Genomic DNA, 26060 nt, shown 5'->3' on the forward strand with positions numbered 1-26060 from the left:
GGTGTTTTTCTCGAAATAACGTTAATCTATATTTCGATTAATTTTTAGCTGCCTGAAGCAGTTTATCTTTTAACTGATTTTCGATCTGAGCAAGTTCAACTTCTGCTTCTCGACGTTTTGCTTTTCCTTCTGTCTGAATTTTTAATACCTCATCGAGTGTCGAAATAAGAGATTCATTTGTATGTTTTAATGTTTCAATATCAACGATTCCTCGTTCAGCTTCCTTCGCACTTTCGATTGTAGCTACCTTAAGAGCATCTGCATTCTTTTTGAGAAGTTTATTCGTCATATCGTTAACTTCTCTCTCAGCCTTCGCAGCCTGCGTAGAATGCTCTATTCCTATCGCGATTACCATCTGGTTCTTCCAAAGAGGAATAGTATTTACAATAGTTGACTGAATCTTCTCAGCCATAACAGTATCTGAACTCTGTACCATCCTGATCTGAGGGCCTGTCTGCATTGCTATTGTTTTAGTAAGCTCAAGATCATAGATTTTTTTCTCGAATCTGTCACATAAACTTGCAAAATCCTTTGCCTTCTCAGCATCTTCGGGAAGTCCTGATTCTGCTGCTTTCTTCTGAAGATCGACAAGAGTTGTGCTTCTCTCTTCTTCAAGTCTCTTTTTTCCGGCAAGGATGTACATAGAAAGCTCTTTATAATAATTGAGATTGAGCTCGTACATTCTGTCGAGAATCTCAACATCCTTCATAAGGGTAACCTGATGTTTCTCAAGTTCATTGCTGATAGTCTGTACGTTTGTCTCGACTTTGCTATACTTAGCTTTCATCGCTTCGATCTTATTGGCGCCTCTTTTAAATAATGCTTTAAGTCCCTTCTCATCCTCAGCAATTTCAAAGTCTTTGAGCTGTGTAACAAGGTCGGTGATCATATTTCCGACTTCACCCATATCCTTGGTCTTTACATTATCAAGTGCCTTCTCAGAAAAATCTGCCAGTTTCTTCTGTGTTCCGACACCGTAATTCATAATTCCCGATGAATTAGAAATATCTATCTGCTTACTGAATTCTTCAACCTGCTTAAGTTCTTCTGCAGAAAGCTGTGCCTCCATAGCAATGTTACCGTTATCCTTGGTCTCTGCCTTAGGTGCTTCCTGAACCGCCTCTTCCACCCCAAATGACAATGTTGGTGCAGCAGGTGCTGCATCGAAATTAAATTCCTCGCTCATAAATCCTCCTTAAATACCTTATCTTACTCTTTCATCTGCATGGCAACACCGCTCTCAGTAAGGCCGTCCTGTGCCATCATTGTTTTCATAACAGAAATATCCGAAGATATATCCCAGGCCATTTCCTGGAACATACTGTCAAGAAGCTTCTCGAACGCCATATTTATGGTATCCATAGCCTGACTTATTTCCGCTTTGGTCTGAACTATATTTTCTCCCGCCTCGGGCTGCTTTTCAAGTTCTACATACGCAGCCAGCAGCTTCCTTGTAGTGGGAAGGTAATAGTTCATAAGTTTGTGTAACTCTCCCGCGCTCTGATTGTCTTTTTTAACCTGTGAAAAGATCTTATTCATAATCTCTTCCAAGCGATAAAGCTTATTAGACATCTCTTCCGTATCCGGAATAGCATCATTTATTTTCCTTACAAACTTAATATAATCGTCGCCTTCGGTAAGAATACTCTGAACCTCTGAAGATACGCCCTGAAGTTCTGCCTTCTTCTCCGCATCTTTTTGAAGTTCTCTTTTTTCTCTTTCAAGCTTATCCTTCTCGGCGCCGATATAGAGACTATACGCATTATCCGTGATCATAAGAGTTTTCTCGTCAGAATCAAATCTTGCTCTGGGAAGATACTCTGCTTTGATCATTTCCTTGAGATCTTTCAAAACCTGCTTATCAGATTTAAAGCATCTTGAAGCCAGCTTACTCACTTCAACATACTCGGCATTTCCAACCATTTGACCGTACTCATAAAAAGCCTTGGTAAGATTGAGCTTTTTGACACCTCTGAAAATCTGATAAGCGCAGAAAGCAAATGCCAATAAAGGAATCACAGCTCCCACAAACGATCCCGAAGCAAGAAGCGCAACCAATGCCGACGGCATCAGGATAACTGATCCCAGACTTCCAAAAATTATCGCTCCTGCGCCGTTATGCCTTGGAACCTTTCTCATAAAAAAAGGATAAGGCCTGTATGGTCTGGCATTTGATCCGGGCGTATATACCGGTCTCTGATTGTAGTTGTAAGTATTCTGCGGCCTGTTAGGCGTATTCTGCCTTCCGCTTGAATATGTTGTCTTTCGCTCTATCGATGTAACTGTGGCTGCTTTAACTTTTTGGGAAATATCTGAAGCAAGCTTGCTGTAATCATTCTTTTCAATCGCTATCGAGACTTCGCGCAAAATTTCTTTGCCCATGTCCGCCAGCTCATCGGGTAAATTCTTTGCCATCTGATCCTCCATACGCTCTATATTCAACCACAAGCGTACATATAATTTTACAGTATTATATCACAAAAGACAATTGATCATAAAATCGTAAAAACGGACCCCCGAAACTTATCGAGAGTCCGCATTTAAACTATTTTGACTATTATCCGTCATTTAACGGGAAGTTCCACCTTATCAAGCTTCCAAACTTCGTCAACATATTCCTGAATTGTTCTGTCTGAAGAGAATTTACCACAACATGCCGTATTTAAAAGAGCCATCTTTGCCCAGCGTTTCTTATCCGCATAAGCCTCTGATATTCTCCTCTGTGCCTCAAGATATGCCTCAAAGTCTTTCAAGATAAAGTACTGGTCTGCCTTAGAAGAATTATTGGTATTAAGTAGACAGTTATATAGCGGTCTAAAGAGCTCTTTATCCTTTGAAAAAGTTCCGTCAACCAGCATATCAAGGACTTTCTTGACGTTAGGATTGTTATGATAAATATCCATGGGATTGTATCCGCCGTTTTTCTCGAAATCCATGACTTCCTGCGAAGAAAGTCCGAAAATAAAGGCGTTTTCTTCACCAACTTCATTTACAATCTCAACGTTAGCGCCATCCATAGTTCCAAGCGTAACTGCACCGTTAAGCATCATCTTCATATTTCCGGTTCCCGAAGCTTCTTTACTTGCAGTAGAAATCTGCTCAGAAACATCCGCTGCCGCAAAAATAAGTTCAGCATTCGATACCTTATAATCCTCGATAAATACTACTTTAATCTTGCCGCCTATTGAAGCATCATTGTTGATTACATTAGCCACCGAGTTGATTAACTTAATTGTCAGCTTTGCAGTTAAATAACCTGCCGCAGCCTTCGCTCCGAAGATATATGTCTTGGGATAAAAGTCCTTATTCGGATGACTCTTGATGTCATGATATTTGTACATTACCTGCAAGATATTAAGGAGCTGTCTCTTATATTCATGAAGTCTTTTTACCTGGACATCAAATATTGAATTGGGATCAACTTCTATGTTGTTATGTTCAAGAATGTATGCCGCAAGACGCTCTTTATTCTTGTGCTTTATCTCCATAAACTCGGCCTGAGCCTTCTTGTCATCCGCATAGCTCTTGAGTTTATCCATCTGCGAAAGATCCGTTATCCAGCCATCCCCGATTTTCTTCGTGATCCAATCAGCCAAAAGAGGATTTGCATGAAGGAGGAATCTTCTCTGCGTTATCCCATTGGTCTTATTGTTGAATTTCTCAGGCATCATCTCATAGAAATCTTTAAGTTCTCTCTTTTTAAGGATTTCTGTATGAAGCTGAGCAACACCGTTTACCGAATGTCCTCCGACAATTGCAAGATGCGCCATCTTAACCTGATTATCATAGAGGATTGCCATGCTTCTGATCTTGGACTGCACGTCAATTCCGGCAGAATTGGTATACTGTCTCATGATCTGATCCACAAATCTTCTGTTTATCTCATCAACAATCTGATATATTCTGGGCAAAAGTCTCTGGAACAAGTCAACCGGCCATTTTTCCAGAGCTTCCGACATTATTGTATGGTTTGTGTAACAGCAGGTCTTAGTAGTTACTTCCCACGCCTCATCCCAGTTAAGATAATACTCATCCATAAGAAGTCTCATAAGCTCAGCAACCGCAACCGTCGGATGTGTATCGTTAAGCTGGAATACAGCCTTCGTATAGAACTTCTTTATGTTGTCATGGTCCTTCAAATATCTCTTAAGCGCAGTCTGTACAGATGCAGAGATAAAGAAATACTGCTGTTTTAATCTAAGCTCTTTTCCCGCAATATGATTGTCATTTGGATAAAGAACTTCACAAAGCTGACTTGCAAGATTCTCCTGCTCTACAGCCTTCTGATAATCTCCCTTATCAAATGAATCAAGCTGGAAGCACTGTATAGGCTCAGCATCCCAAATTCTCAGCGTGTTGACCATTCCGTTTCCATAGCCGAGAATAGGCAGATCATATGGAATCGCCCTGACAACCTGATATCCTTCCTGTTTAAACACCGTCCTGCCACTGTCATCCGTATACATATTTACATAGCCGCCAAACTTTACTTCCTTGGCATATTCATTTCTTCTAAGTTCAAAAGGATTGCCGTTTTCAAGCCATGCATCCGGCACTTCAACCTGATAACCATCCTTGATTGTCTGCTTGAACATTCCGTACTTATAGCGTATTCCACAACCATAGGCCATGTATCCAAGTGTTGCCAACGAATCAAGAAAACATGCCGCAAGTCTTCCAAGACCACCGTTTCCAAGCGCCGGATCGGGTTCCTGATCCTCTATGACATTTACATCTATTCCAAGCTCGTCCAGAGCCTCTTTTACAGCCTTATACGCCTGAAGATTTATGAGGTTGTTTCCAAATGCCCTTCCCATAAGGAATTCCATGGACATATAATAAACAATCTTAGGGTCCTGCTCTGCTGCAGCCTTCTGTGTAGTCATCCAATGATCTACAATAGCATCTTTTATAGCATATGCCGAAGCCTGATATATCTCCTGCGGAGTAGCTTCTTCCATTGTTTTTCTGTAAAGCGTCTTAACATTGTACAGCACACTGCGTGTAAATAACTCTTTATCGAATGGGAGCTGTTTCTTCTTCATAATGACCCTCCTCATAAAGAAAACTTTGCCATAAGAACAAAGTATTGAATAGAATTTTCTATTCAATAAAAAAGTGTACTCTTTGATTTTACCGCAAAAGAGTACACTTTTCTATAATATTTAGTAAAATTATCCGTTATACAGCCCTTCTGTTACTGTAATAATGACAAAACTCCCTGATTGGTCTGATTTGCCTGAGCAAGCATAGCCTGTCCCGCCTGTGCGAGTATATTGTTATTTGAATATCTGACCATTTCTTCAGCCATATCCGTATCACGAATCTGTGATTCCGATGCTGTTGTGTTCTCAACCACATTGTCCAGATTCCTGATCGTATGCTCCAGTCTGTTCTGCATTGCACCATAATAGGAACGCATTGCGCTTACACTTGACAACGCCCCTTTGAACTGAGAGATTGCTTCAAGAGAATCCTGAGCGGTTCGTGTATTCGTCTCCTCTATTCCAAGTGCAGATGCAGACAGGGCAAATCGCTTTATACCTATCCTGTTATCATCAGTTGCATCTGCTCCAACCTGAAGATAGAGAATAGTTTTATCTATTTCCTCACTTTCATCAGAAGCCGTGGCATCAATATTTTTAACATACATAGCCTGCTTTGAAGTAACCGTCGTTCCCATAACACTCGATGAACTTAAGCTTGAGGCAATTAATGATCCTGCACCAAACAATTCTCCGCTTCCGGGGTTACACGCATTTGCAAGTTTAAGCACAAACCCCGCCGCATCAACTCCGCCGGTGTTAACTTCGCTTATAACATCGCTCAACTGCTTTCCGCTTCCCTGTATCACAGAATTTATCACGCCTTCAAACGATTTAACATTTGCAGATCCATTCTTATAATTCTGCTCATTTGCCATCAGAGCGTTAAATATCTTATCTGCTCCGTTTATGAGGCTTCCCTGACTTACATCAGTCTGACCACTTGCCAACTGACAAAGATATGCACACGCAAGATATCCGTGTCCATATGGTCTGTCTTCCACAGTCATACCTTTCTGTGGGGTAAGCTGCATTCTGCCATTAACATGAAAAGTTCCGTTCTTGAGATAACTTCTCACCGCAGCAAGTTTATCGGCATCTTCTGAAGAGCTTTTTACAATATCAGCAATATAGTTATTCCAACCTGTTGTAAATCCGCCACCGACAAGTTGTGCCGTGCCTTCTTTGAACCACTTTGGCAAATTTCCTTTATTATCATCTGAAGGATCGCCGGAAGTATACATTCCCTCGGGAAGCAGTATATCCATAACACCATGCATAAGTTCATGTGCAATTGTAGACTCAAGCTCCTGTTGCTGCTTCGCAGTAAGATTTACGGAACTAAAGTCGGCCGCATCAACTTTCATCAACAATTGTCCCGCTACATATTCATCGTATCCGGGATTGTTAGAATAGAAAGACGACTGCATGTATGCAAGAGTATTTGAAGGACCGTCTATATTTGAAATATCAAGCTTCATGCCATAGGCATCCTCTACAGTCGAATTTGCCGCAAGCTCGCTGAGCTTCCCTCCAAGAGAACCGGACAATTTACTTACAATCTGACTGACTGCTGTCGGAATGTACTCGTTTGCTATCTTAGCTGCGAGCGTTTTCTGCGCAGCACTCATTTCTGTCGCGGAAGATCCGTTTGACGGAAAAATCTGTATCTCATTAAAGGTTGTCTTTCCCGCTACTGCATTAATCTCTTCTTTGAGCTTGGTAATCTCAGCATTTATATATTCACGGTCGGTGTCTGTGAGGGTTCCGTTTGCAGCCTTCACCGCAAGCTGGCTTCCTCTTTGCAGCATTTCATGAACTTCATTAAGCGCACCGTCAGCTATCTGGACAAAAGATATTCCATCCTGTGCATTAGCAGACGCCTGAGTAAGGCCGCGGATCTGACGTCTCATCTTTTCAGATATCGCAAGACCTGCCGCGTCATCCGCCGCTCTGTTTATCCTATATCCCGAAGACAGCTTCTCTGAAGACTTTGCCTGAACATTGGTTGTTAATCCAAGCTGTCTGTTCGAGTTCATTGCTGTTATATTATGCTGTACTACCACGCTCTTTTACGTCCCTTCCATTTTCACTGTAATAGCGCCATTACTCCCTGATTGGTCTGATTAGCCTGCGCAAGCATTGACTGTCCTGCCTGTGCAAGTATATTATTATTTGAGAATCTGACCATTTCTTCAGCCATATCTGTATCTCTGATAAGAGATTCCGCTGCCTGAGTGTTTTCCTCTGTGTTCATATTGTTTCTATATGTATGCTCAAGCCTGTTTTGCTGCGCTCCGAGAGATGATCTCTCCTCGCTTATTGTGCCTATTGCCTCTTTTACTTTTTCTATGCCAAGTCTAGCTGTCACAGGAGATGATACATCCAGTTTTTTTAATCCGATTATTTCACTGTTCACTCTGTTGACTGTGATGAACAATCCATCATCGCCTTCAGGGCCGCTTTGGATCCAAAGGTCTCTTACATCATTTATACTTGTGTCAAAAGATGAACAATCAACCTGTCCCATTCCCGAAGAAAAATTATGGTTTTTCGCTTGATCTGCAGTAGCATATCCGCTACCTACATTTCCCCACAGAACAAATTTGGCATCTCCCGTTCTTTCTATAGTATTGGAATGACTTACCGCAATTGAATTCGGAGTATTTATACCCTCTGTTGTTCCCGTCAAAGGTGTATTATAAGCAAAGTTAAACATCTTATTTACTATATCCACTCCTGAACTACAGTCTTTAATTCCGATTATATAGTTATGTGTTCCGCTTCCCCGCGTCGTTGATCCATCTATTTTGCACTCTGTAGTAGATGTATCAAAAGAAAATTTAAATACCTCATCACAAGCTTGTGCACAGGTAAAAGAAAATTCCTTGCCGTTCAAAGCGCTTATTACCGACGAGTCAACTGCACTGAAATCCAGCGTAGCAGCAGGATAATATCTTCCGTTTTTGTTATACGCTTCTTTCAAGCTTCCGGTTTCTGCCGCGGATGATTTTATTACATCTGAAAGTTTTTTGAAAGGTAACCCGTTTGGATAAAGATCGTCAAACAGCAATCTCTCGTTAAAAGCTGCCGTTGCGCCTATATGATCGATTTCTTTTTTGATCTGGTCTACTTCCTTCTGAATATAGCTCCTGTCTGATGATTGAAGAGTCTCATTAGACGCCTTGACCGCCAATTCATTGAGCCTCTGAAGCATATCATGGACCTCTACCAACGCACCATCCGCTACCTGAAGCAGCGATATTCCGTCCTGAACATTCTCAGAGCCCATCGAAAGTCCTCTTATCTGCCTTCTCATCTTTTCGCTGATTGCCAGACCCGCTGCATCATCTGCAGCCCTATTTATCCTATATCCTGACGACAACTTTTCCGACGACTTTGCCATAACGGTAGTCGTTATTCCAAGTTGTCTATTAGAATTCATTCCCGCTAAGTTATGCTGTACTACCATGCTGCATCCTTCTTATTCCAAAAAACGATGTCACCAACAACATTTTTGCATCCATGCAAAGTAGTCGCATCCTTGCGATCAATAAATATATCGTCAACTTTTCCACTGATAATTAGTATAAATATGCAAAAAAGTCCGAGAAGCATTTCTACCTCTCGGACTTTTCAAAATCAATTTTAACTCAAATATTCAAGATTCCTGTCTGCTTAATAATTCAGACTTTTTCTACGCCGATAGTAACCTTTTCGCCGTTGATATCCCATTCTTTTGCATTGGCAACATCTGTTCCGAATACGATCTCATTTGCAAGAACCTTGGTTGCGATGCTGTCGTTGTTATCCTTAACGATCGCTGCAAGCTTATCGTTTCCGTTAAGTGATACTTTGATGTGATCCATTACTTCAAAGCCGGAATCCTTACGCATTGTCTGGATCTTACTGATAACTTCAAGTACGAATCCCTCTTTGATGAGTTCTTCTGAGAGATTTGTATCAAGAACAACAGTAATTCCCCAGTTCTCCTGCGAAATGAATCCTTCCTTCTGAGCGATCTCGATAAGAAGATCGTCCTTAACAAGCTCTACATCAACGTCATTTACATTGAACTTGATGCTGCCGTTTGTATTAAGCTCGTCCATTGTGGCATTTCCGTCAAGTTTCTCAAGGTAAGCCTTGATAGCTCCGATATTCTTGCCGTACTTAGGTCCGAGTGTCTTAAGCTGAGGCTTGAAGCTGTAGCTTGTGAAATCTCTTACGTCATCCGTGAAGGAAACTTCCTTAACATTGAGCTCTTCTCTGATTATCTCTTTGTAGAACTCGCCAACAGTCTCTTCTGCCTTAACATACATTGTTCCAATAGGCTGACGGTTCTTGATGTTTGCTGCATTTCTTGCTGCACGGCCGAGTACTACGATATCAAGAACTTCTTCCATATCCTTCTCAAGCTTCTGGTCGATGAATGCCTCATCTACAGCAGGGAAGTCACAGAGGTGGATACTCTCGGGAGCATCGGCGAAGCTGTTTCTTACAAGGTTCTGATAGATTTCCTCAGTCATGAAAGGAACCATCGGTGCTGCAGCCTTGCAGATTGTTACAAGTGCTGTGTAAAGAGTCATATAAGCAGAAATCTTATCCTGCTCCATTCCCTTTGCCCAGAATCTCTCTCTGCTACGACGAACGTACCAGTTGGACATCTCGTCAACAAAGTTATCAAGAGCTTTGCCTGCCTCGGGAATTCTGTAATTTCCAAGGTTCTCATCAACTGCTTTCACACAGCTGTTGAGCTTACTAAGAAGCCATTTATCCATTACAGTGAGCTTCTCGGGCTCAAGTTTATAATTAGCGGCATCAAATCCGTCAATGTTAGCATAAAGCACAAAGAATGCATATGTATTCCAAAGTGTTCCAAGGAACTTACGCTGTCCTTCCTGAACGGCATCACCTGAGAAACGGCTTGGAAGCCAAGGTGCACTGTTTACATAGAAGTACCATCTGATAGCATCTGCGCCGTATTTAGCAAGTGCATCGAAAGGATCTACCGCATTACCCTTGGACTTACTCATCTTCTGTCCATTCTCATCCTGTACAAGTCCGAGAACGATAACGTTCTTAAATGCAGGCTTGTTGAAGAGAAGTGTTGCCTCAGCATGAAGTGAGTAGAACCATCCTCTTGTCTGGTCTACAGCTTCAGAAATGAACTGAGCAGGGAACTGCTTCTCGAAGAGCTCCTTATTCTCAAATGGATAGTGAAGCTGTGCGAAAGGCATTGCACCCGAATCAAACCAACAGTCGATAACTTCTTTTACGCGGTGCATCTTCTTACCGCACTTAGGGCAAGTGATCTCAAATTTATCGATATAAGGTCTGTGAAGTTCTGTTGTCTCTGCTGAAGGATCTCCCGAAAGCTCAGCAAGCTCTTTTCTTGAACCAACTGAAAGCTGGTGTCCACAGTCATCGCACTCCCAGATATTAAGAGGTGTTCCCCAATATCTGTCACGTGAGATTCCCCAGTCCTGAATATTCTCAAGCCAGTCACCGAAACGTCCCTTACCGATTGACTCAGGGATCCAGTTGATCTCTTTGTTGTTGCGGATAAGGTCATCCTTAACTTCTGTAACCTTGATAAACCATGATGAACGAGCATAGTAAAGAAGCGGTGTTCCACATCTCCAGCAGTGAGGATAATCGTGCTCCATCTTAGGTGCAGCGAACAAAAGTCCTCTCTTATCAAGGTCTTTTAATACCTCGGGATCCGCACTTACAGCGCCCTCATCCATTTCTTTCTGTGTAGGCTTACATCTCATTCCTCCAAATGGAGTCTCAGGCTTTAATTTACCTTCTGAATCTACCATCTGTACAAGAGGAGCGTCATACTTACGTCCTACACGGGCATCATCTTCACCGAATGCAGGAGCGATGTGTACGATACCTGTACCGTCTGACATAGTTACATATGTATCGCAATAGATAAAGAATGCCTTCTTGTGCTGTTTCTCAGCCTCATCTGCTGCGCACTGATACAAAGGCTCATACTCTTTGTACTCAAGATCTGTTCCTACGTAAGTCTCAAGAACTTCGTAAGCCTTCTGTCCTTCTTCTTTTGCAAGAGAACCAAGTACCTTATCGGTAAGAGCCTCTGCAAGATAATATACGTTTCCGTCTACAGCTTTAACCTTGATATATTTCTCATCAGGGTTTACGCAAAGACCGATGTTTGAAGGAAGTGTCCAAGGTGTTGTTGTCCATGCAAGGAAATATGCATCCTCATCCTTAACCTTGAAGCGAACTACCGCTGTACGCTCTTTCAAAAGCTTATAACCCTGAGCAACCTCGTGTGATGAAAGAGGTGTTCCGCAACGAGGGCAGTAAGGAACTACTTTGAATCCCTTGTAAAGAAGACCTTTTTTCCAGATCTCGTTAAGAGCCCACCACTCAGACTCAATAAAGTTGTCATCATATGTAATGTAGGGATGCTCCATATCAGCCCAGAATCCTACTGTGCCGGAGAAATCTTCCCACATTCCCTTATATTTCCATACGGATTCCTTACATTTCTGGATGAAAGGCTCCATTCCGTACTCTTCAATCTGCTCTTTACCGTCAAGACCAAGGAGTTTCTCAACTTCAAGCTCAACAGGAAGACCATGAGTGTCCCATCCTGCTTTACGAGGAACTGTATATCCCTTCATAGTGCGGTATCTGGGAATCATATCCTTGATAGCACGTGTGAGAACGTGTCCGATATGAGGCTTACCGTTAGCTGTCGGAGGGCCGTCATAGAACATATACATCTCACCCTTACTTCTGGTATCTACACTCTTCTTGAAAATGTCTTCTTTTTTCCAGAATTCCTCAATCTTCTTTTCTCTGCCGACAAAGTTCATGTCAGTTTCGACTTTGTTATACATCTGAAAACTCCTTTCAAAAAAATAAGACCTCGTCCTTCTTTGTAAAAAGGACGAGGCCATTAATGTACTCTCGTTATACCACCTGTTTACACATACGCGCCAAGATCTGTCAAACAACATCCCGGTTGAATACGCTCCCCGTTAACGCCGGGATACACGTCAAAATCTACTGTCATTTCGATTTCGCAGCTCAGAAGTGATTTTCTGTCAGTTTCTACTCGCACCGATTCGCACCAACCATCGGCTCTCTGTAAGCTTTCAAATACCACGTACTGTCTTCGTCATAGCTTTTTTCTTCTTATATATTGCAATATGTTACTACTAATCTCCTAAATACGCAAGTCTGATTTTTAGCCTGCTGATATAACAGATTATAAATAGCTTAAAAGTTTCTCCACATCGGCTGTTTCGGTTGCCCAATCAGTTGCAAAGCGGATCACGGTGTTATTTTCGTCATATTTTTCCCAAAATCCGTATCTGACATTCTTGGAGAGTTCCTCAAGCTTGTCATTTGAAACCACAACAAATTGTTGATTTGTGGGAGAATCAAGGAATATCTTGTATCCCTTGCTCTTAAGTCCCTCTTTTAAAAGCTCTGCTGCTTCGATAGCTTTTTTACTGATCTCAAAATAAAGATCGTCGGTAAACAAAGTGTCAAACTGAAGTCCAAGAAGCCATCCCTTGGCAAGAAGTGCGCCGTGCTGCTTGATCACAGGAATCGGGTGCTTTGTTGTAACTCCCTTGGTGAATACAACCGCTTCGCCAAAGAGTGCGCCGACCTTTGTTCCGCCAACATAGAATACATCTGCATATTTAGCAATATCTTTTATTGTCACATCGGTTCTTTTACTCATAAGCCCGTATCCGAGTCTAGCACCGTCAATAAACAGCGGAATATTGAACTTCTTGCAGACATTTGAAATATTCTCAAGCTCTTTTTTGGTATAAAGAGTTCCGTACTCTGTAGGATGTGAGATATACACCGCTCCCGGAAATACCATGTGCTCATGATTTGCATCATCATAGAAGTTCGAAATAAGCTTCTCTACATCTGTTGCAGATAATTTACCGATATCCGATCCGTATTTCTCGGTATCTTTCTCTTCTCCGCGTCCGGGAACAGTAAGAACCTTGTGTCCCGCATGCTCTATCGCGCCTGCCTCATGCGCCGCGATATGTCCCGTCTCAGCTGCAACTATTCCTTCATAAGGCTGAAGAAGCATATCGATTATTGTCTGATTGGTCTGCGTTCCGCCGACAAGGAAAAAGACCTCTCCCTCCGGACATTCACACGCTTTCTTTATCTTCTCGGCAGCGCTCTTACAATACTCATCCGTACCGTATCCGTCTATCTGCTCAAAATTTGTCTCCGTAAGGCGCTTTAAGATCTGCGGATGCGCACCCTTTGTATAATCACTTGAAAATGAAATCCTATTATCCATATATATCCTCGCTATCTGTCAGTTAAATGAAACTGCGGTAAAATCTATTACTTCTTCAAGAGTCTTTGCAAACAGTTCAAGTCCTGCCTTATCATCTTCATCAAATCTGTTGAGACTGGGGCTGTCTATATCAAGTACTCCTATAACCTTGCCATCTTTGTGAAGTGGTACAACAACTTCTGAATTGGACGCACTGTCGCATGCGATGTGTCCGGCGAACTCGTGAACATTCGCAACAAGCTGCGTCTCATCATTTCCTGCAGCCGTTCCGCAAACGCCCTTTCCGAGCGGAATTCTGATGCATGCTACTTTCCCCTGGAATGGCCCGAGCAAAAGAGATCCCTTATCCATCAGGTAAAATCCCGCCCAATTAAGGTTCTCCATATTCTCATATAAAAGAGCCGATGCATTGGACAAAACCGGAATGAAATTGGGCTCATCCTCTGCAAGGACCTTTATCTGCGCCGCAAGTAACTTGTAATCTGTCATAAATAGTACTCCTTAATACAAAAAAATTCGCTGTTCAACGAAAAAGTGGATATGAACTTTCATCCATATCCACGATTCTAACATCATTTTATCTTGTGCACAATCTATTTTCATGTGGATCTCTCATACGTGAAATTTACACGGTTCCCCCTTATTCTCACGTAAAATTCTGCCGATAACCGCTCTCATTTACGTGATAATTCCTTTTTTTCTTCTTCTCTCACGTAATTTCTCCCCCAAAATTGTCATTTTTTACGTGATATTTCCCGCTTTTCTCTCTTCGCTCACGTAATTTTATACGCCACCGCTTCCTATAGAAATTTTATATACAGAAAAAAACCTCAGATGAAATCATCTGAGGTTCTTAAGAGCGATAGACGGGGCTCGAACCCGCGGTCTCGACCTTGGCAAGGTCGCGCGTTACCAACTACGCCACTATCGCATTTATGTAGTCATCACAACTGTGACAACGAATTGATTTTAGAATAAATTTACTACATTGTCAACATGTATTTGCAAAAATGTGGTATATTATCTTGCGTTGATAGAATTTTAATCATGCAAATACAGAGAGGATATAGATTTGGATATAAAGATTTCTGATGCCAAGGTATTTCTTAAAAAAGGACAAGGACGTGAGCTTAAGGCTGGCGGTCTTTGGGTTTACGATAATGAAATAGCTAAAGTGGAGGGCTCTTTTGATAACGGAGATATTATAGAACTTCACGACTTTGACGGTTATTTTATGGGATATGGTTTCATCAATACCACATCCAAGATCAGAGTCAGAATGATGTCCAGAAAGCAGGATCACCCTGTGACAAAAGAGCTTCTTAAAACGCGTATTCAAAACGCCTGGGACTATAGAAAAAATGTTATGGCAGGCTACATTCGCGATTATCTTGGTAATCTGTCTGAAAGTGAAGCTCTTACAAAGCTTTCATGCAGACTTATATTTGGGGAAGCTGATTTTATCCCGGGTATCACGATAGATAAATTCTCTGACGTGCTTGTTATTGAGTCTCTTGCTCTCGGCACAGACAGGATGAAAGACTTGATAATCGACCTTTGCAAAGAGGTTCTTGAAAGCGACGGTGTAACTATCAACGGTATCTATGAAAGAAGTGACGCCAAGGTACGTGAACTTGAAGGTCTCGAGCGCACAAAAGGCTTTATCGGAAAAGAATTCGATACCAAAGTTCTCATAGAAGAAAATGGAGTAAAATATTACGTAGATGTGGAAAACGGTCAGAAAACAGGCTTTTTCCTCGACCAGAAGTTTAACAGACAGTCCATCCGCGGGTTATGTAAGGGCAAAAAAGTTCTCGATTGCTTTACTCACACAGGCTCATTTGCTCTCAACGCCGCAGCCGCAGGCGCTACATCAGTTCTTGGTGTCGACGCTTCGGAACTTGGCTGTGAACAAGCGCGTGAAAATGCTGCTCTCAACGGCTTATCCGGTGTAGCTACATTCAAATGCGCCGATGTATTCGAGCTTCTTCCTTCTCTTGAAAGAGAAAAAGAACTCTATGACGTCGTAATACTCGATCCTCCAGCTTTCACCAAATCCAGAGCATCGATCAAAAAGGCTGTCACAGGATACAAAGAAATAAACATGCGTGGTATGAAACTTGTTAAAGACGGTGGATATCTTGCAACATGCTCATGCTCACATTTTATGGACGAGGAACTTTTCCTTAAGACTATTGCCGACGCAGCAAGAGATGCCCACAAACGTCTTAAACAGGTAGAATTCAGGCAGCAATCCATGGATCATCCCATCCTTTGGGGCGGAGCAGCATCTTACTACCTTAAGTTCGTGATCTTCCAGGTTAGCGATGAGCTGTAAGAATAGAGTAGATAAATAATAGCTATAACTTTGCCGGTAAATTTTTTTACCGGCTTTTCTTCTTGTAATAGAATCATTTCACCAATCCACCGTGAAACACGCACTCATATACCTTGTGATCTTCCTTATAAATCTCTTCATATCCCTGAAACCAGGTAAAATCACCTGTCACGTTACATCTGTACGTGTATTCACCTGACCGATATAATTCCGGTCCTCTGTAAGGCATCTTTAAATCTGCGGCTCTTAAAGCTTCTTTCAAGAAGTTTCCACTAAACCCATCGGACAAAACTCTCCCCATATAATTCATGGCATAAATAGTCTGCCCTTCCTTCCAGATAGCTTCTTCTCCGGCAAACGTCTCTCCGCCTACATATGTATCGTGATACATATACTTGCCGTTCTCAAATCTGAAGTCGTGAGATGCAGGTCTGGTAGCATCAACTTCATTTGTACACGCGGCATATGTATTAACATTCGCTTCCAATCTGAAAGCTATCAGTTCATCAAGATCGGTATTTAGCTGTTGTTTGATGTTCAAAGCACAGTCTTGATCCTTAACCAGATAATCGACACTGACGCTCATAAGATCACTTATCTGAATAAGATTTGAAATATCCGGATATATTTGGCCTGATTCCCATTTGGCAACAGCTTGCCTTGAAACACCCAGCTTTTCTGCAAGAGCCTCTTGTGTATATCCTTTGTTTTTTCTTAGAATCTGTAACTTCTCTGCGAAAACCATTATCATTACCTCCGCTATAAGCTTACAAGACAGCGGTTATTGTCTCAATAGATAGGCAGTTGCTTTTTTGCTACTTTCTTTATGCATTTCAAAAGGGAAAAAACTTTTGACAGCAACAACAACAATAATAATAAAATAATTTCAAAAAAAGGTGTGCTATAAAAAATTGTTTTTTCTGTTGACATATTTTTCTGATTGGTATAACATTACTATTGCTGTCGCGCAAGCGACTTCATATATATGCGATAGTGGCGTAGTTGGTAACGCGCGACCTTGCCAAGGTCGAGACCGCGGGTTCGAGCCCCGTCTATCGCTCTAAGGGTTAAATTCCGGAAAGCCTAGTATTCATGGGCCTTTCGGAGTTTTTTATTTGTCCAAAATTCACGATTTTGGTGTGTGTATAGATTCATTTTGTACATCTGGTGCAGCATTTACCTGACATGCTCTGTTAAGGAGATCCTTCAGATCAACAAGTGACTCTGTCTTCATATGAGAATAGAATCTCTCATTAGTTTCAACAGAATGACCAAGAAGGTAAGCTCTCTGAGTGACAGGCAGTCCAAGTGGGATAAATACGTTGCTGTTAAGACTCATACGGAATACCTGACTTTTTTGGATTAATGGCAATAAAGAGCCCGGCATCCTTGGTGATGTGGAATTCGTGACTTACCTTTTTCATAATATAATTCTTAAATTCTGCATATCTGTTCAGAAGATAGTGGTTCTGATTGCCGTGGCATGAAAAAATATAATCGATTAATGGACCAGAGTCAGTAATGATTATTTCATCTTTGTATTTTTTTAGCTCCACTTCTTCAAATACGTCACGCAGGATATCAGCACCATTTTCCAAGCCAAAGATTTTGTATAAGTCATTGCTGGAAAGCATAATTCTATCATCAAATTCTTTTACCAGCTCTCTGATTTCTTTCATATGGTTACTACTATATGTGCTGCAGACTAGTCTTCCGCCAGGCTTTAGCACTCTGCTTATTTCCTTACAGGCAAGATGGACATCTTCACAATAAAAAAGGACGTGGCCTGCAATTACTAAATCAAAGGACTTATCTTCAAATGGTATAGCATTAAGATCAAATGCTTTGTAAGAAAATGTTAAGTCTCGCAGTTCTTTTGAATATGCCTTTGTAGCACTTTCTATATTCTGTCTTGCATCATGCAGTATCCCGGCAGAGATATCTGAAAGAGTTATTTGTATATCCGAATATTTACGTTTGGACAATTCGCCTATATTCTCGGCCCATAATGCTCCATTACCGCAACCAAGCTCAAGAATATTCATCCCGGAAGAGATATCACATTCCTGTAATACCCAGTTAAACCATCTTTGTTTATTCGTTGAATATTTGTTATGAAGTTCTATTCTGGCAGAGATGTTGCTTGCATTTTGATATTGGCTCTTTAAGTTGTTCTCCATTGAAGTCATGTGAATCAGATCCAGCATCTGCTTCCAATCGGGAGTAGCAGTGCTTTCTATAGCTTTTATGGTGGCATTTACACCTTCTTCAACATTTTTCATCTCATCAATTCGTTCTGAAAGCAGCTTTTTCTGCATCTTAAGGGCATTAAGAATGAAATGATTATCAGCCCGACCATTTGGTATTTCTTTTATCTCATCCAGAGAAAATCCCAGGTATTTTAAAAGCAATATCTGCTGCAGAATTGCAAAATCGTAATCCGTGTAAAATCTTGCACCTGACTTTGTTATATAAGATGGCGCAAGTAGCCCCTTCTGATCATAGAATCTTATAGTTCTTACCGATACGTGAGCCATTTTGGCAAATTGTCCGGATGAATAGTAGCCTTTTTTATTCATAAAGTTTTCTCCAATATAGTCAAAAAAGTGCTTGAAGGTTACGTAACGTCATCTTTTATAATCTGATTATAACATGATATAAGTTCAGTGCGTGCCTGAATATAGTCAGGATAAGGAGGTATAACAGGTGTTTCCAAGTATCAAAGAAGCTCTTGAAGAGTTAGAAATAGCAAGAAAACTGAATCCCGGACCATGGGTGGATCACTCAAAGAATGTTGGCTTAGCAGCTCGTAATATTGCAGAAAAGATACCTGATATGGATTCAGAGAAAGCCTATATAGTCGGCCTTTTGCATGATATCGGAAGAAGATGTAAATATGGCTTCGTTGATATTCCTACGCACGTATATGAAGGGTACAAGTACTGCATGGAAAAAGGCTGGGATGAAGTAGCAAGAATATGCATGACACATTCTTATCTTCGCATGCAGGATGAGTTTAGCTGCGAGCCGGAAACAGAGCATGAGAAGGCTATCAAAGATTACATAATGAATTGTGGTAAACCGGATGATTACGACAAACTGATCCAGCTCTGCGATTCTCTTGCCACAGATTATGGATTTGTAATACTGGAAAAACGATTTGTTGATGTTACAAGACGATACGGGATTATGGAAGGCTACATTAAAGGTTGGGAGATTGCCTTCAAAATAAAAGAAGATTTTGAAGAGAGAATGGGATGTTCTATATATGATGTTCTTCCGAATATAGGCATAACTACACTTCTCTGCCCTAAGCCCTGGAAGCCACCGGTAAACAGTAACTGAAGCGGCGAATGTGATAGGTTGAGGATTATTTAAAAAATAGAGAAAATTTTTAGAATGAAGTAAATCGGGAAGGGACAATATGGAAAATATAATTATGCCCAAAAGGCTTGATAGAAAAGTAATATATGAAAGTGATTTTGTATGTTTGTACGCTGATAAGGTAAAACTTCCAAGTGGCTATATCATTGAAAAGTACCATCAGGTGCATTATCCAAAAGAAGCTGTTTGTGTGACGATTTTTAATGAAAAAGATGAGGTACTGTTGATTCGTCACAGAAGATACACTGTTGGAAGACTTGAATGGGAAATCCCCGCCGGTAAAATCGAGGAAGGCGAAAGCCCTGAAGAAGCTGCAAGAAGAGAATGTATTGAAGAAACCGGCTGTTCTTTGAAGGACGTAAGTTTTCTTTGCTCTCAAAATCCTGCAAATGGAATGTCGGACTGTATATGCCACTGTTTTGCGGCCAGAGTAGATATGGAAGGTTCACTATTTGATACTGATGAAGTTGCATACAAGAAATGGCTCTCAAAAGAACAAGTACTTGAGATGCTAAAAAATAATGAAACCAAGGACGGAATCGCGATGTTGGGCTTATTATATGCATTTCAGTTTTATAAATAACTCTTTGTTTTGCGAAATTTAATGTCTGTTGGTTATATCACCCTCATTCGTATGATATAACCAACAGAATACTTGTGATTTTTGACAAAAAAGAACCCGACGCATCAGGTTCTTCCAGGTGTAATCCGAAGATGTCCACCGCAATTCATAACTATAATACTACTATCAGGCACTATGTGCAAAAAGATAACAAGATCGTTTATAGAATAACAATTTGATCATATAATCTTTTCCAATTAACAGGCAAAATACCCATTTTGTAAACATCAATTTTGCTACTGCTAACCAGTTTATTTAGTTCATTGCCAAGGCTTTCACCATCTTTATAGGGCAAAACTTTCTTTAACGCATACAACCTAGAATATAAGTTGGTATTATTGGGTAATAAAACGGCGGAATCTCTTTTATCAAGAATAACTACTGATGAAGTCATTCCAATTACCATTGAGTGATGTGCACAGTAATTTCTGAGGTTTCGTATTGCATCAAGCCAAGTATCCATTTGCTTGGTGAATTCTTTTTTATAATTATTTCCTGTGTAGGCATAATCAAGTACTTCTTTTCTTAGGTCACCGCGTAAATAGGAATACATCATAACTATGGTGCCCAATTCAAAATAAGTAAATGCCGCCCATACAGGAAGAACATTATTCTGTCTTGATCCACCCTTGCGATATTCTTTTAGTTCTGGATGCTTTACTACATCTTTACGTAGTGCTTCCTCCTGATCAACTAACCCTGGGAAAAAACGGGTATTGAAAAACCTGATGTTTTTGTTTCGAGTGTTTTTGTCTTTTTCACTCTTTGTGGGCGTGTAGTATTGCTTATCCAAATAGAATGCAGCATCTCCAGTCTTTATGGAAATGGCATTGCTGAGATTGCTCTTGAAGTATATTTCTGCTTTCATGCAGTATTTAAAAAGCAACTGCCTTAATTGTAGATCAAAATTGTATGTATCAAAATAAAGAGATGTATTAGATTTGCTGCCTAACACCCCAACTTTTGATAATAAATATTTTCCATATCTACTTGCTCTGAAATATCCAGCATAGGATAGAAACTCTCTTATCTTTTTACGTTGACGAAAGTTTACATATCGTTTCATCATGAGTACTTGCTGCTCTAAATCTATCGGAAGCTCAGTATTGGGCATTTTGTATCTCCTTTAGGTAAAAAAAAAGAATGGATATACCATTCTTAATCCCGCTAATGGAATATTTGGATTCGGGCATTACCCTTGCCTTCCTACGGTCTAATTAAAAGATAACACTATTTCATCCAATTTTCAATAAATTTTTTCTAAATGCATTTGTGTGTATAACAAGGTAGACAACTCGGAAACGCACATGTTTCAATCTGAAACATGTGCGCTAATATATTACATTTAAAATATTGGTTATTATTAGTACTCTTTAAAATCCAGACTACTTAATCCACTATAATATACACGTTCTGCCCATATTCCACAAAAATTTCATAGTTTTATCGCCCAAGCCGATTGTCATTCGGTTTGTCGCTTGTTATCATGATAATGATTGATTTTTATTTCTTCTTTTTTATCAAAAAATCTAATATCTTGGAGCCCAAAATGAAAACCATCTCAAAACATAAGTCACTCGTAATATTCATTACAACAGTAATCATATGTGCTTTTAGTATTCTGGGAGGGACTCTGGATTATGCCGGAAATGATGATACTTTCAGGAATCTCATCAGTGCCGGAGCATTTGGAAAAAACTATTCTTTCTATATTCCTAACAGCAATATACTGTATGGAGTACCGGCTTACCTTCTAAATATGATCTTACCTCAGGTTAATTGGTATTACTGGCTTATGGTCAGCCTTAATGTTCTTTCTATATCGGCATTTTGCTCTATATGCCTTGAAAAGTACGGTCTTACAGTATCTGAGTTTGCAACTGTTTTGATAAATATCATGCTCTCCCGAGATTTCTTTATCGCATTACAATATACCAAATCCGCATCATTGTGGATTTCCGCAGGTTTTATTATCATTGTACATTCACTATTCAAAAAGAACAGGCATTGGATATGGGGCGCATTGCTCTTTTTATCCGGAGTTGCCGGACGCTTTAACTGTTTTCTGATGGCACTTCCGTTTATTGCAGTTTTCTCATTCCTTATATATTTAGAAACCCGCAATAGACCTGACTCCTTAAGAATAAAAGACATATTAAAGCCTCTTATCACGGTCGCAGTCGGTATTATTGTTCTTTTAGCTGCAGAGCACTCTTTCAGAGCTATCCATCCCGATTGGAAAGCTTATTGGGAATATGATAAAGCCAGTGTTAATCTTCGAGATTACATGCGCCTTGATTATCAGCACGATCCCGACAAATATAATTCCATCAATACGGATGAAAATGACATAGCTCTTTTCAGCAAATGGTTATTTGGAGATACTGATTTTTACACTACATCATGGCTCAAAAAGGTTTATTCCATTGAAAATCGCTGCAACAATACACACATAAGAATTACTGCCGATACCATTAAGGACACATTTATAAAATTATTTGATGTTCCTACAAGAGTTCCCGCAGGAAGCTTAGGTCCCGTATTCATTACCTGGACCTGTATTATTCTGTTATTATTCAGAAAAAACTATATATCAAAAGCTTTCGCGATCATCAATTTCGGCGGATTGACAGCGATCTATTGGTACTTTGCATGCATTGGCAGATTTATGTGGAGAGCAGAACTTGGAGTATATATATCGGTACTCCTCCTTTCCAGCTATTACCTGTCAAGATCACCAAAGCTCATTACAATCGCATCAGCCAAAAAAATACGCACTATATCTGTCAGTATTGCCTTAATACTAATGGGCATATTTACAATATACATGACATACCAGTGGAGATATGTTAAAGACAAACATCTTGTAGCACATGAGGCTGATATTTCCGGACGTTTGGAAACATTTAAGGAAAACCGGGATTCATTCTACCTTTTGACAGATTTTTATGTGACTAACAATCCAATATCTATCACTCATTCAAAATGGCATAATCTGTACAGTAATTCCTGCTACCTCGGAAACTGGATAACACCATCACCGACAGCACTTTACTACGCACACGAAAACAATATTGAAAATCCGATGACTTCTCTGATAAGTGATAAGACAGTCTTGCTATACAGTGATTCTGATGATACTACTCAGATGATCACCAAACATCTTGAAAAAATTTTGATGCACAGTATTACAACAACAGAAGTCTCTGAAAACACGTGGAAATTTGAAACCAAATAAAATCGGACATAGCAAATGGGTTGTCGCTACATACGACAACCCATTTACCTTAATTATTCTTAATCTCATATCTCGCATAAAACACGTATCCCGCAACAATAAACACAACAGAAAGCATAATATACAACACCGGCGCAACCTGATATTGCGTAAAGTACCTGCCGATCTTTATCAGTCTGTAATCATACAGCACCCTTGACGTAACCTGAATTCCCGGAAACAGGTACAGAAGCTGTGACAAAAATCTTGCTTTTAACGGCACATGCAATCCTGCCATGAACAAACCTATAAACATGCCGATTATAATCGTCATCGTAGCCACAGCATTCCTTGTTACATTTGATATAAAAAGCGTCACAGACGCAATCAATAATGTTCCAAAAACAAGCAATGTAACCAGTATTGCAAGAAGCCCTCCAAGTGTCATATTCATCTGTGCAAGAGGCCTATATGACTGTACCATGCAATCCATCCCTGTAATTCCCCATCTGCACGCGGTATACGCATAGAATGTAATAAGCAAGACTGCGACACATCCGAAAGCATAAGTCATTCCCGCAAGTATCTTGGCCAAGTATAGTTCTTTTTTACCATTTATCGATGCACTCACCATAAGATCGGTTCTTCTCTGGGTTTCCGATGCAAATATCGACGAAAGCCCCGCTGCTATTATGATCGCCATCATGAGCATATAATTTGTTGTTCCTTCAAGTATACCGCTCGATCTGATCGTATCATGATATAAAAAAGGCCTGCTCACCTCTTTTTCTTTACTCTTCCAAAAATCGATTTCTTCGGGAGTAAGGCACATAGCTTCGTAGCCCTCCTGTATATTGCTCTCCCTCTTTGAATATATAGTTTCAATATCAAGATCCTTTATCGGCGCTCTGTAACCGATCACCTCTTCTATCCAATATGCAAGCTGCTGATACCCCTTTCTGTTATCATCCGTAACGTTGCCCGCATCATCGGAAACAGCCTTAAGCTCATCAAGCAAGCCTTCATCAATAGTCCTGCCGTTTATCTCTTCATACTTACTTAACTCCTGCGATGATATGTTCCCTCTGACTTCAAACTCTCCCTGTATAAAAGCATATCCAAACAGGACTAAAAAAGTAATTATAGCCACTTTATTCTTTAATATCTTTAAAAGCTCAAATTCGTATAATGCCCCAAAACAATGCTTCTTTTCCATCTTCATCCTCCGGTCTTATTGCATAAATGTCTTTAGATAGAAATCCTCCAAACTTCCATCCTCTTCTTTCCAAGTTCCCTGCCACACTATCTGTCCGCTGTTCATCATTATGATCCTGTCAGCGATATTCTCAACGTCAGATACTATGTGGGTGGACAAAAGAACTATCGCCTCTTTTCCGATTTTCTCAATAAGCTCTCTGAATCTCACTCTCTCTTTTGGATCAAGTCCCGCTGTGGGTTCATCAAGAACAAGCACTTCCGGGCGATTGATAAGAGCTTGTGCAATACCAAGGCGCTGTTTCATACCGCCTGAATACTTTTTGACCTTTTTTCCAGCAACATCTTCAAGACCTACAAGCTTTAAAAGCTCTGCTGTCCTCGCTTTCGCAGCTTTCCTATCCAGTCCCTTAAGCGCACAAAAATACATCAAAAATTCTTTTCCCGAAAACTCAGGATAATATCCGAAATCCTGAGGCAAATAGCCGAGTACGTTTCTATATTCTTCCGATTTAACAGGAATACCGTCATAATTTATTTCTCCGCTCGTCGGCGACAGCAAGCCAACCATCATACGCATGAGCGTAGTCTTTCCTGCTCCGTTTGCGCCAAGCAGTCCTGTTACACCTTTTTCAAGGCTAAAGCTCATTCTGTCCACCGCAATCTTACTGTCATATTGCTTTGTAAGCCTGTCTATCTTTAATTCCATAAAAGTTCCTCCAACTTAACCGTCTTTTTCACTTCAATTGTCTGAAATACCAGCACCAATGCAAGCAACATCATCACTTTGGAAGCGTCGAGGCTGTCTGTCACGTGCATATCATACAGGACCTCTCGTCCGTAAAATACGACCAATGCCACACAAAACGGAATTGCGATATGGATTCCTTCATTGTCTTTACCACAGCTTCTGATACTTCTTTCCGCTTCCATCGAAAGGATACTTGTGACAATATACGGAATGAGAAGCCTTGCCATAACGATGAGACATCCTTTCTCATGTGCTCCCGGCGTAAAGACTGCAAGTAACACTATTGTAAAAAAATGTGCCATCGCAATTACAGCCATCTTGGCAAAATACGCTCCCTTTGCGGAAAAAAGAGTCGTTCCTTCAAGCTCTGACATCTCATGCATCTTTGCCCTGCATCCCTCGATCATGCCAAAGCACGCAAAAAACGGCATGATCTTGGATATTATTTCTACTTTTTCACTTTCTAAGCCACTAATATTGAATACCGCCCATGCCAAAAGAAGAATTGAGATTATCCACATTCTTTTGCGTATGTAACGGGCTTGCAGTGCAAGCATTTTAACAAAACTAACTTTCTCAAATTGCTGTTTTCGGCCGATACTGCGGATAAACGCATCTTTTTTCATATTATCGGGAGCTTCACAGTAGCCCTTCAGCAAGATCTTTATTTCGGAATCTCTCATCATTTCCCCTTTCCAAGAGCACTTGTAACCTGCTCTTTGCATCTTTTAATCTTCTGTAGACCGCAAATCTTGATATTCCTGTCAGTTTGCATATCTCAGACATAGGCTCATCATTGACATATCTAAGTATCAACAGTTCCCTGTCTTCGTCGGATATTTCATCCAAAGCCTGTTTGACGGACAGTTTATCCACAATAGCATTTTCAAATCCGCTCTGAATCCCCAATTCTTCTTCACAATTGTTGATATCTGTGAGTTCGGGCTTATTCTTGCGATACTCATCTATGCACAGATTCTTTGCGATCGTATACAGATATCTGTCAGGATAGACGCAGTCCGCACCAAGAAATCTTAAGAACGTTTCCTGTGTCAGATCTTCTGCCAAAGTTTTGTTATTTACTTTAAAGTAGCAATATCGATATATCTTGTCATAATACTGTTCTATTTCCATGGAAAACTTCTTACATCCTCCCTTCTATAATGTT

21 protein-coding genes, 2 tRNA genes, 1 pseudogene and 1 other annotated feature are annotated in these 26060 nt (G+C 40.5%); of the genes and pseudogenes, 5 read left to right on the top strand and 19 right to left on the bottom strand.

Translation table 11 applies throughout. From position 1 onward, the window contains the following. Positions 1 to 37 precede the first annotated feature (37 nt). The 11 genes and pseudogenes from T356_RS0107820 to T356_RS0107865 form a co-directional block, all read right to left on the bottom strand. Entirely contained in the window at positions 38 to 1186 is a 1149-nt protein-coding gene (locus T356_RS0107820) for a toxic anion resistance protein (RefSeq protein WP_026514023.1), read from the bottom strand. Between the two features lie 23 nt (positions 1187 to 1209). Then, a complete protein-coding gene (locus tag T356_RS20290; protein WP_051563269.1) occupies positions 1210 to 2415 on the bottom strand; it encodes a 5-bromo-4-chloroindolyl phosphate hydrolysis family protein in 1206 nt (401 codons plus the stop codon). Between the two features lie 149 nt (positions 2416 to 2564). Next, the gene (locus T356_RS0107830) at positions 2565 to 5045 is read right to left on the bottom strand and encodes a glycogen/starch/alpha-glucan phosphorylase (protein WP_026514024.1); all 2481 of its coding nucleotides are present in this window, start codon (positions 5043 to 5045) and stop codon (positions 2565 to 2567) included. A gap of 152 nt (positions 5046 to 5197) precedes the next feature. Beyond that, positions 5198 to 6784 carry a flagellinolysin gene (locus T356_RS20805; protein WP_242846578.1) on the bottom strand — a complete coding sequence of 529 codons (1587 nt, stop codon included), beginning with the start codon at positions 6782 to 6784 and terminating at the stop codon, positions 5198 to 5200. Continuing rightward, positions 6761 to 7084, bottom strand: a pseudogene (locus tag T356_RS21840) (flagellin N-terminal helical domain-containing protein); the annotation flags it as partial. The pseudogene T356_RS21840 and the gene T356_RS20805, both read right to left, overlap by 24 nt. 50 nt (positions 7085 to 7134) lie before the next feature. Continuing rightward, positions 7135 to 8517 (bottom strand): flagellin N-terminal helical domain-containing protein, encoded by a 1383-nt coding sequence (locus T356_RS21680; protein WP_026514025.1) that lies wholly within the window; start codon positions 8515 to 8517, stop codon positions 7135 to 7137. Then, positions 8511 to 8663 (bottom strand): hypothetical protein, encoded by a 153-nt coding sequence (locus T356_RS21085; protein ID WP_155838997.1) that lies wholly within the window; start codon positions 8661 to 8663, stop codon positions 8511 to 8513. Before T356_RS21085 ends, T356_RS21680 begins: the two co-directional genes overlap by 7 nt. A gap of 68 nt (positions 8664 to 8731) precedes the next feature. Continuing rightward, positions 8732 to 11923, bottom strand: coding sequence for an isoleucine--tRNA ligase (gene ileS, locus T356_RS0107850; RefSeq protein ID WP_026514026.1), 3192 nt, complete (start codon positions 11921 to 11923; stop codon positions 8732 to 8734). Between the two features lie 43 nt (positions 11924 to 11966). After that, positions 11967 to 12217 (bottom strand) — a binding site (T-box leader). Between the two features lie 77 nt (positions 12218 to 12294). Then, positions 12295 to 13365: a threonine aldolase family protein gene (locus tag T356_RS0107855; RefSeq protein WP_026514027.1), complete on the bottom strand. Its 1071-nt coding sequence runs from the start codon at positions 13363 to 13365 to the stop codon at positions 12295 to 12297. A gap of 18 nt (positions 13366 to 13383) precedes the next feature. Further along, entirely contained in the window at positions 13384 to 13854 is a 471-nt protein-coding gene (locus T356_RS0107860; protein WP_026514028.1) for a GAF domain-containing protein, read from the bottom strand. A 369-nt stretch (positions 13855 to 14223) separates the two neighbouring features. After that, positions 14224 to 14296: transfer RNA gene (locus T356_RS0107865), tRNA-Gly, on the bottom strand. Positions 14297 to 14449: 153 nt separating this feature from the next. Between T356_RS0107865 and T356_RS0107870 the strand changes: the two genes are divergently transcribed. Beyond that, positions 14450 to 15703: a class I SAM-dependent rRNA methyltransferase gene (locus T356_RS0107870; RefSeq protein ID WP_026514029.1), complete on the top strand. Its 1254-nt coding sequence runs from the start codon at positions 14450 to 14452 to the stop codon at positions 15701 to 15703. A 73-nt stretch (positions 15704 to 15776) separates the two neighbouring features. Here the strand turns inward: T356_RS0107870 and T356_RS0107875 are convergent, their stop codons facing one another. Then, positions 15777 to 16448, bottom strand: coding sequence for a DUF5680 domain-containing protein (locus T356_RS0107875; protein WP_026514030.1), 672 nt, complete (start codon positions 16446 to 16448; stop codon positions 15777 to 15779). 242 nt (positions 16449 to 16690) lie between these two features. Here T356_RS0107875 and T356_RS0107880 point away from each other — a divergent pair. Further along, a tRNA-Gly gene (locus tag T356_RS0107880) sits at positions 16691 to 16763 on the top strand. A 66-nt stretch (positions 16764 to 16829) separates the two neighbouring features. Here T356_RS0107880 and T356_RS0107885 read toward each other — a convergent pair. Continuing rightward, on the bottom strand, positions 16830 to 17042 hold the full coding sequence (locus tag T356_RS0107885; RefSeq protein WP_026514031.1) for a hypothetical protein: 213 nt from the start codon (positions 17040 to 17042) through the stop codon (positions 16830 to 16832). Then, positions 17032 to 18282, bottom strand: coding sequence for a MerR family transcriptional regulator (locus tag T356_RS0107890; protein WP_026514032.1), 1251 nt, complete (start codon positions 18280 to 18282; stop codon positions 17032 to 17034). Before T356_RS0107890 ends, T356_RS0107885 begins: the two co-directional genes overlap by 11 nt. 127 nt (positions 18283 to 18409) lie before the next feature. Here T356_RS0107890 and T356_RS0107895 point away from each other — a divergent pair, with 127 nt between their 5' ends. Both T356_RS0107895 and T356_RS0107900 read left to right on the top strand, forming a co-directional pair. Next, positions 18410 to 19048: an HD domain-containing protein gene (locus T356_RS0107895; protein WP_026514033.1), complete on the top strand. Its 639-nt coding sequence runs from the start codon at positions 18410 to 18412 to the stop codon at positions 19046 to 19048. 79 nt (positions 19049 to 19127) lie between these two features. After that, positions 19128 to 19670, top strand: coding sequence for an NUDIX hydrolase (locus tag T356_RS0107900; protein WP_026514034.1), 543 nt, complete (start codon positions 19128 to 19130; stop codon positions 19668 to 19670). 199 nt (positions 19671 to 19869) lie between these two features. Here T356_RS0107900 and T356_RS0107905 read toward each other — a convergent pair whose 3' ends face one another. Beyond that, positions 19870 to 20823 carry an Abi family protein gene (locus tag T356_RS0107905; protein WP_026514035.1) on the bottom strand — a complete coding sequence of 318 codons (954 nt, stop codon included), beginning with the start codon at positions 20821 to 20823 and terminating at the stop codon, positions 19870 to 19872. 435 nt (positions 20824 to 21258) lie between these two features. Here T356_RS0107905 and T356_RS0107910 point away from each other — a divergent pair, with 435 nt between their 5' ends. Next, positions 21259 to 22947: a hypothetical protein gene (locus T356_RS0107910; protein ID WP_026514036.1), complete on the top strand. Its 1689-nt coding sequence runs from the start codon at positions 21259 to 21261 to the stop codon at positions 22945 to 22947. 49 nt (positions 22948 to 22996) lie between these two features. Here T356_RS0107910 and T356_RS0107915 read toward each other — a convergent pair whose 3' ends face one another. The 4 genes from T356_RS0107915 to T356_RS18805 are packed head-to-tail and all read right to left on the bottom strand — an operon-like array spanning position 22997 to position 26026. After that, positions 22997 to 24142 (bottom strand): ABC transporter permease subunit, encoded by a 1146-nt coding sequence (locus T356_RS0107915; protein WP_026514037.1) that lies wholly within the window; start codon positions 24140 to 24142, stop codon positions 22997 to 22999. A 15-nt stretch (positions 24143 to 24157) separates the two neighbouring features. Continuing rightward, the gene (locus tag T356_RS0107920) at positions 24158 to 24850 is read right to left on the bottom strand and encodes an ABC transporter ATP-binding protein (RefSeq protein ID WP_026514038.1); all 693 of its coding nucleotides are present in this window, start codon (positions 24848 to 24850) and stop codon (positions 24158 to 24160) included. Continuing rightward, positions 24841 to 25575 (bottom strand): hypothetical protein, encoded by a 735-nt coding sequence (locus T356_RS0107925; RefSeq protein WP_026514039.1) that lies wholly within the window; start codon positions 25573 to 25575, stop codon positions 24841 to 24843. Before T356_RS0107925 ends, T356_RS0107920 begins: the two co-directional genes overlap by 10 nt. Then, entirely contained in the window at positions 25532 to 26026 is a 495-nt protein-coding gene (locus T356_RS18805) for an RNA polymerase sigma factor (protein ID WP_035780719.1), read from the bottom strand. Before T356_RS18805 ends, T356_RS0107925 begins: the two co-directional genes overlap by 44 nt. Positions 26027 to 26060: the final 34 nt, after the last annotated feature.

It is taken from the genome of Butyrivibrio sp. LB2008 (genome assembly GCF_000621565.1).
In the GTDB taxonomy this organism is placed as follows: Bacteria; Bacillota; Clostridia; order Lachnospirales; family Lachnospiraceae; genus Butyrivibrio.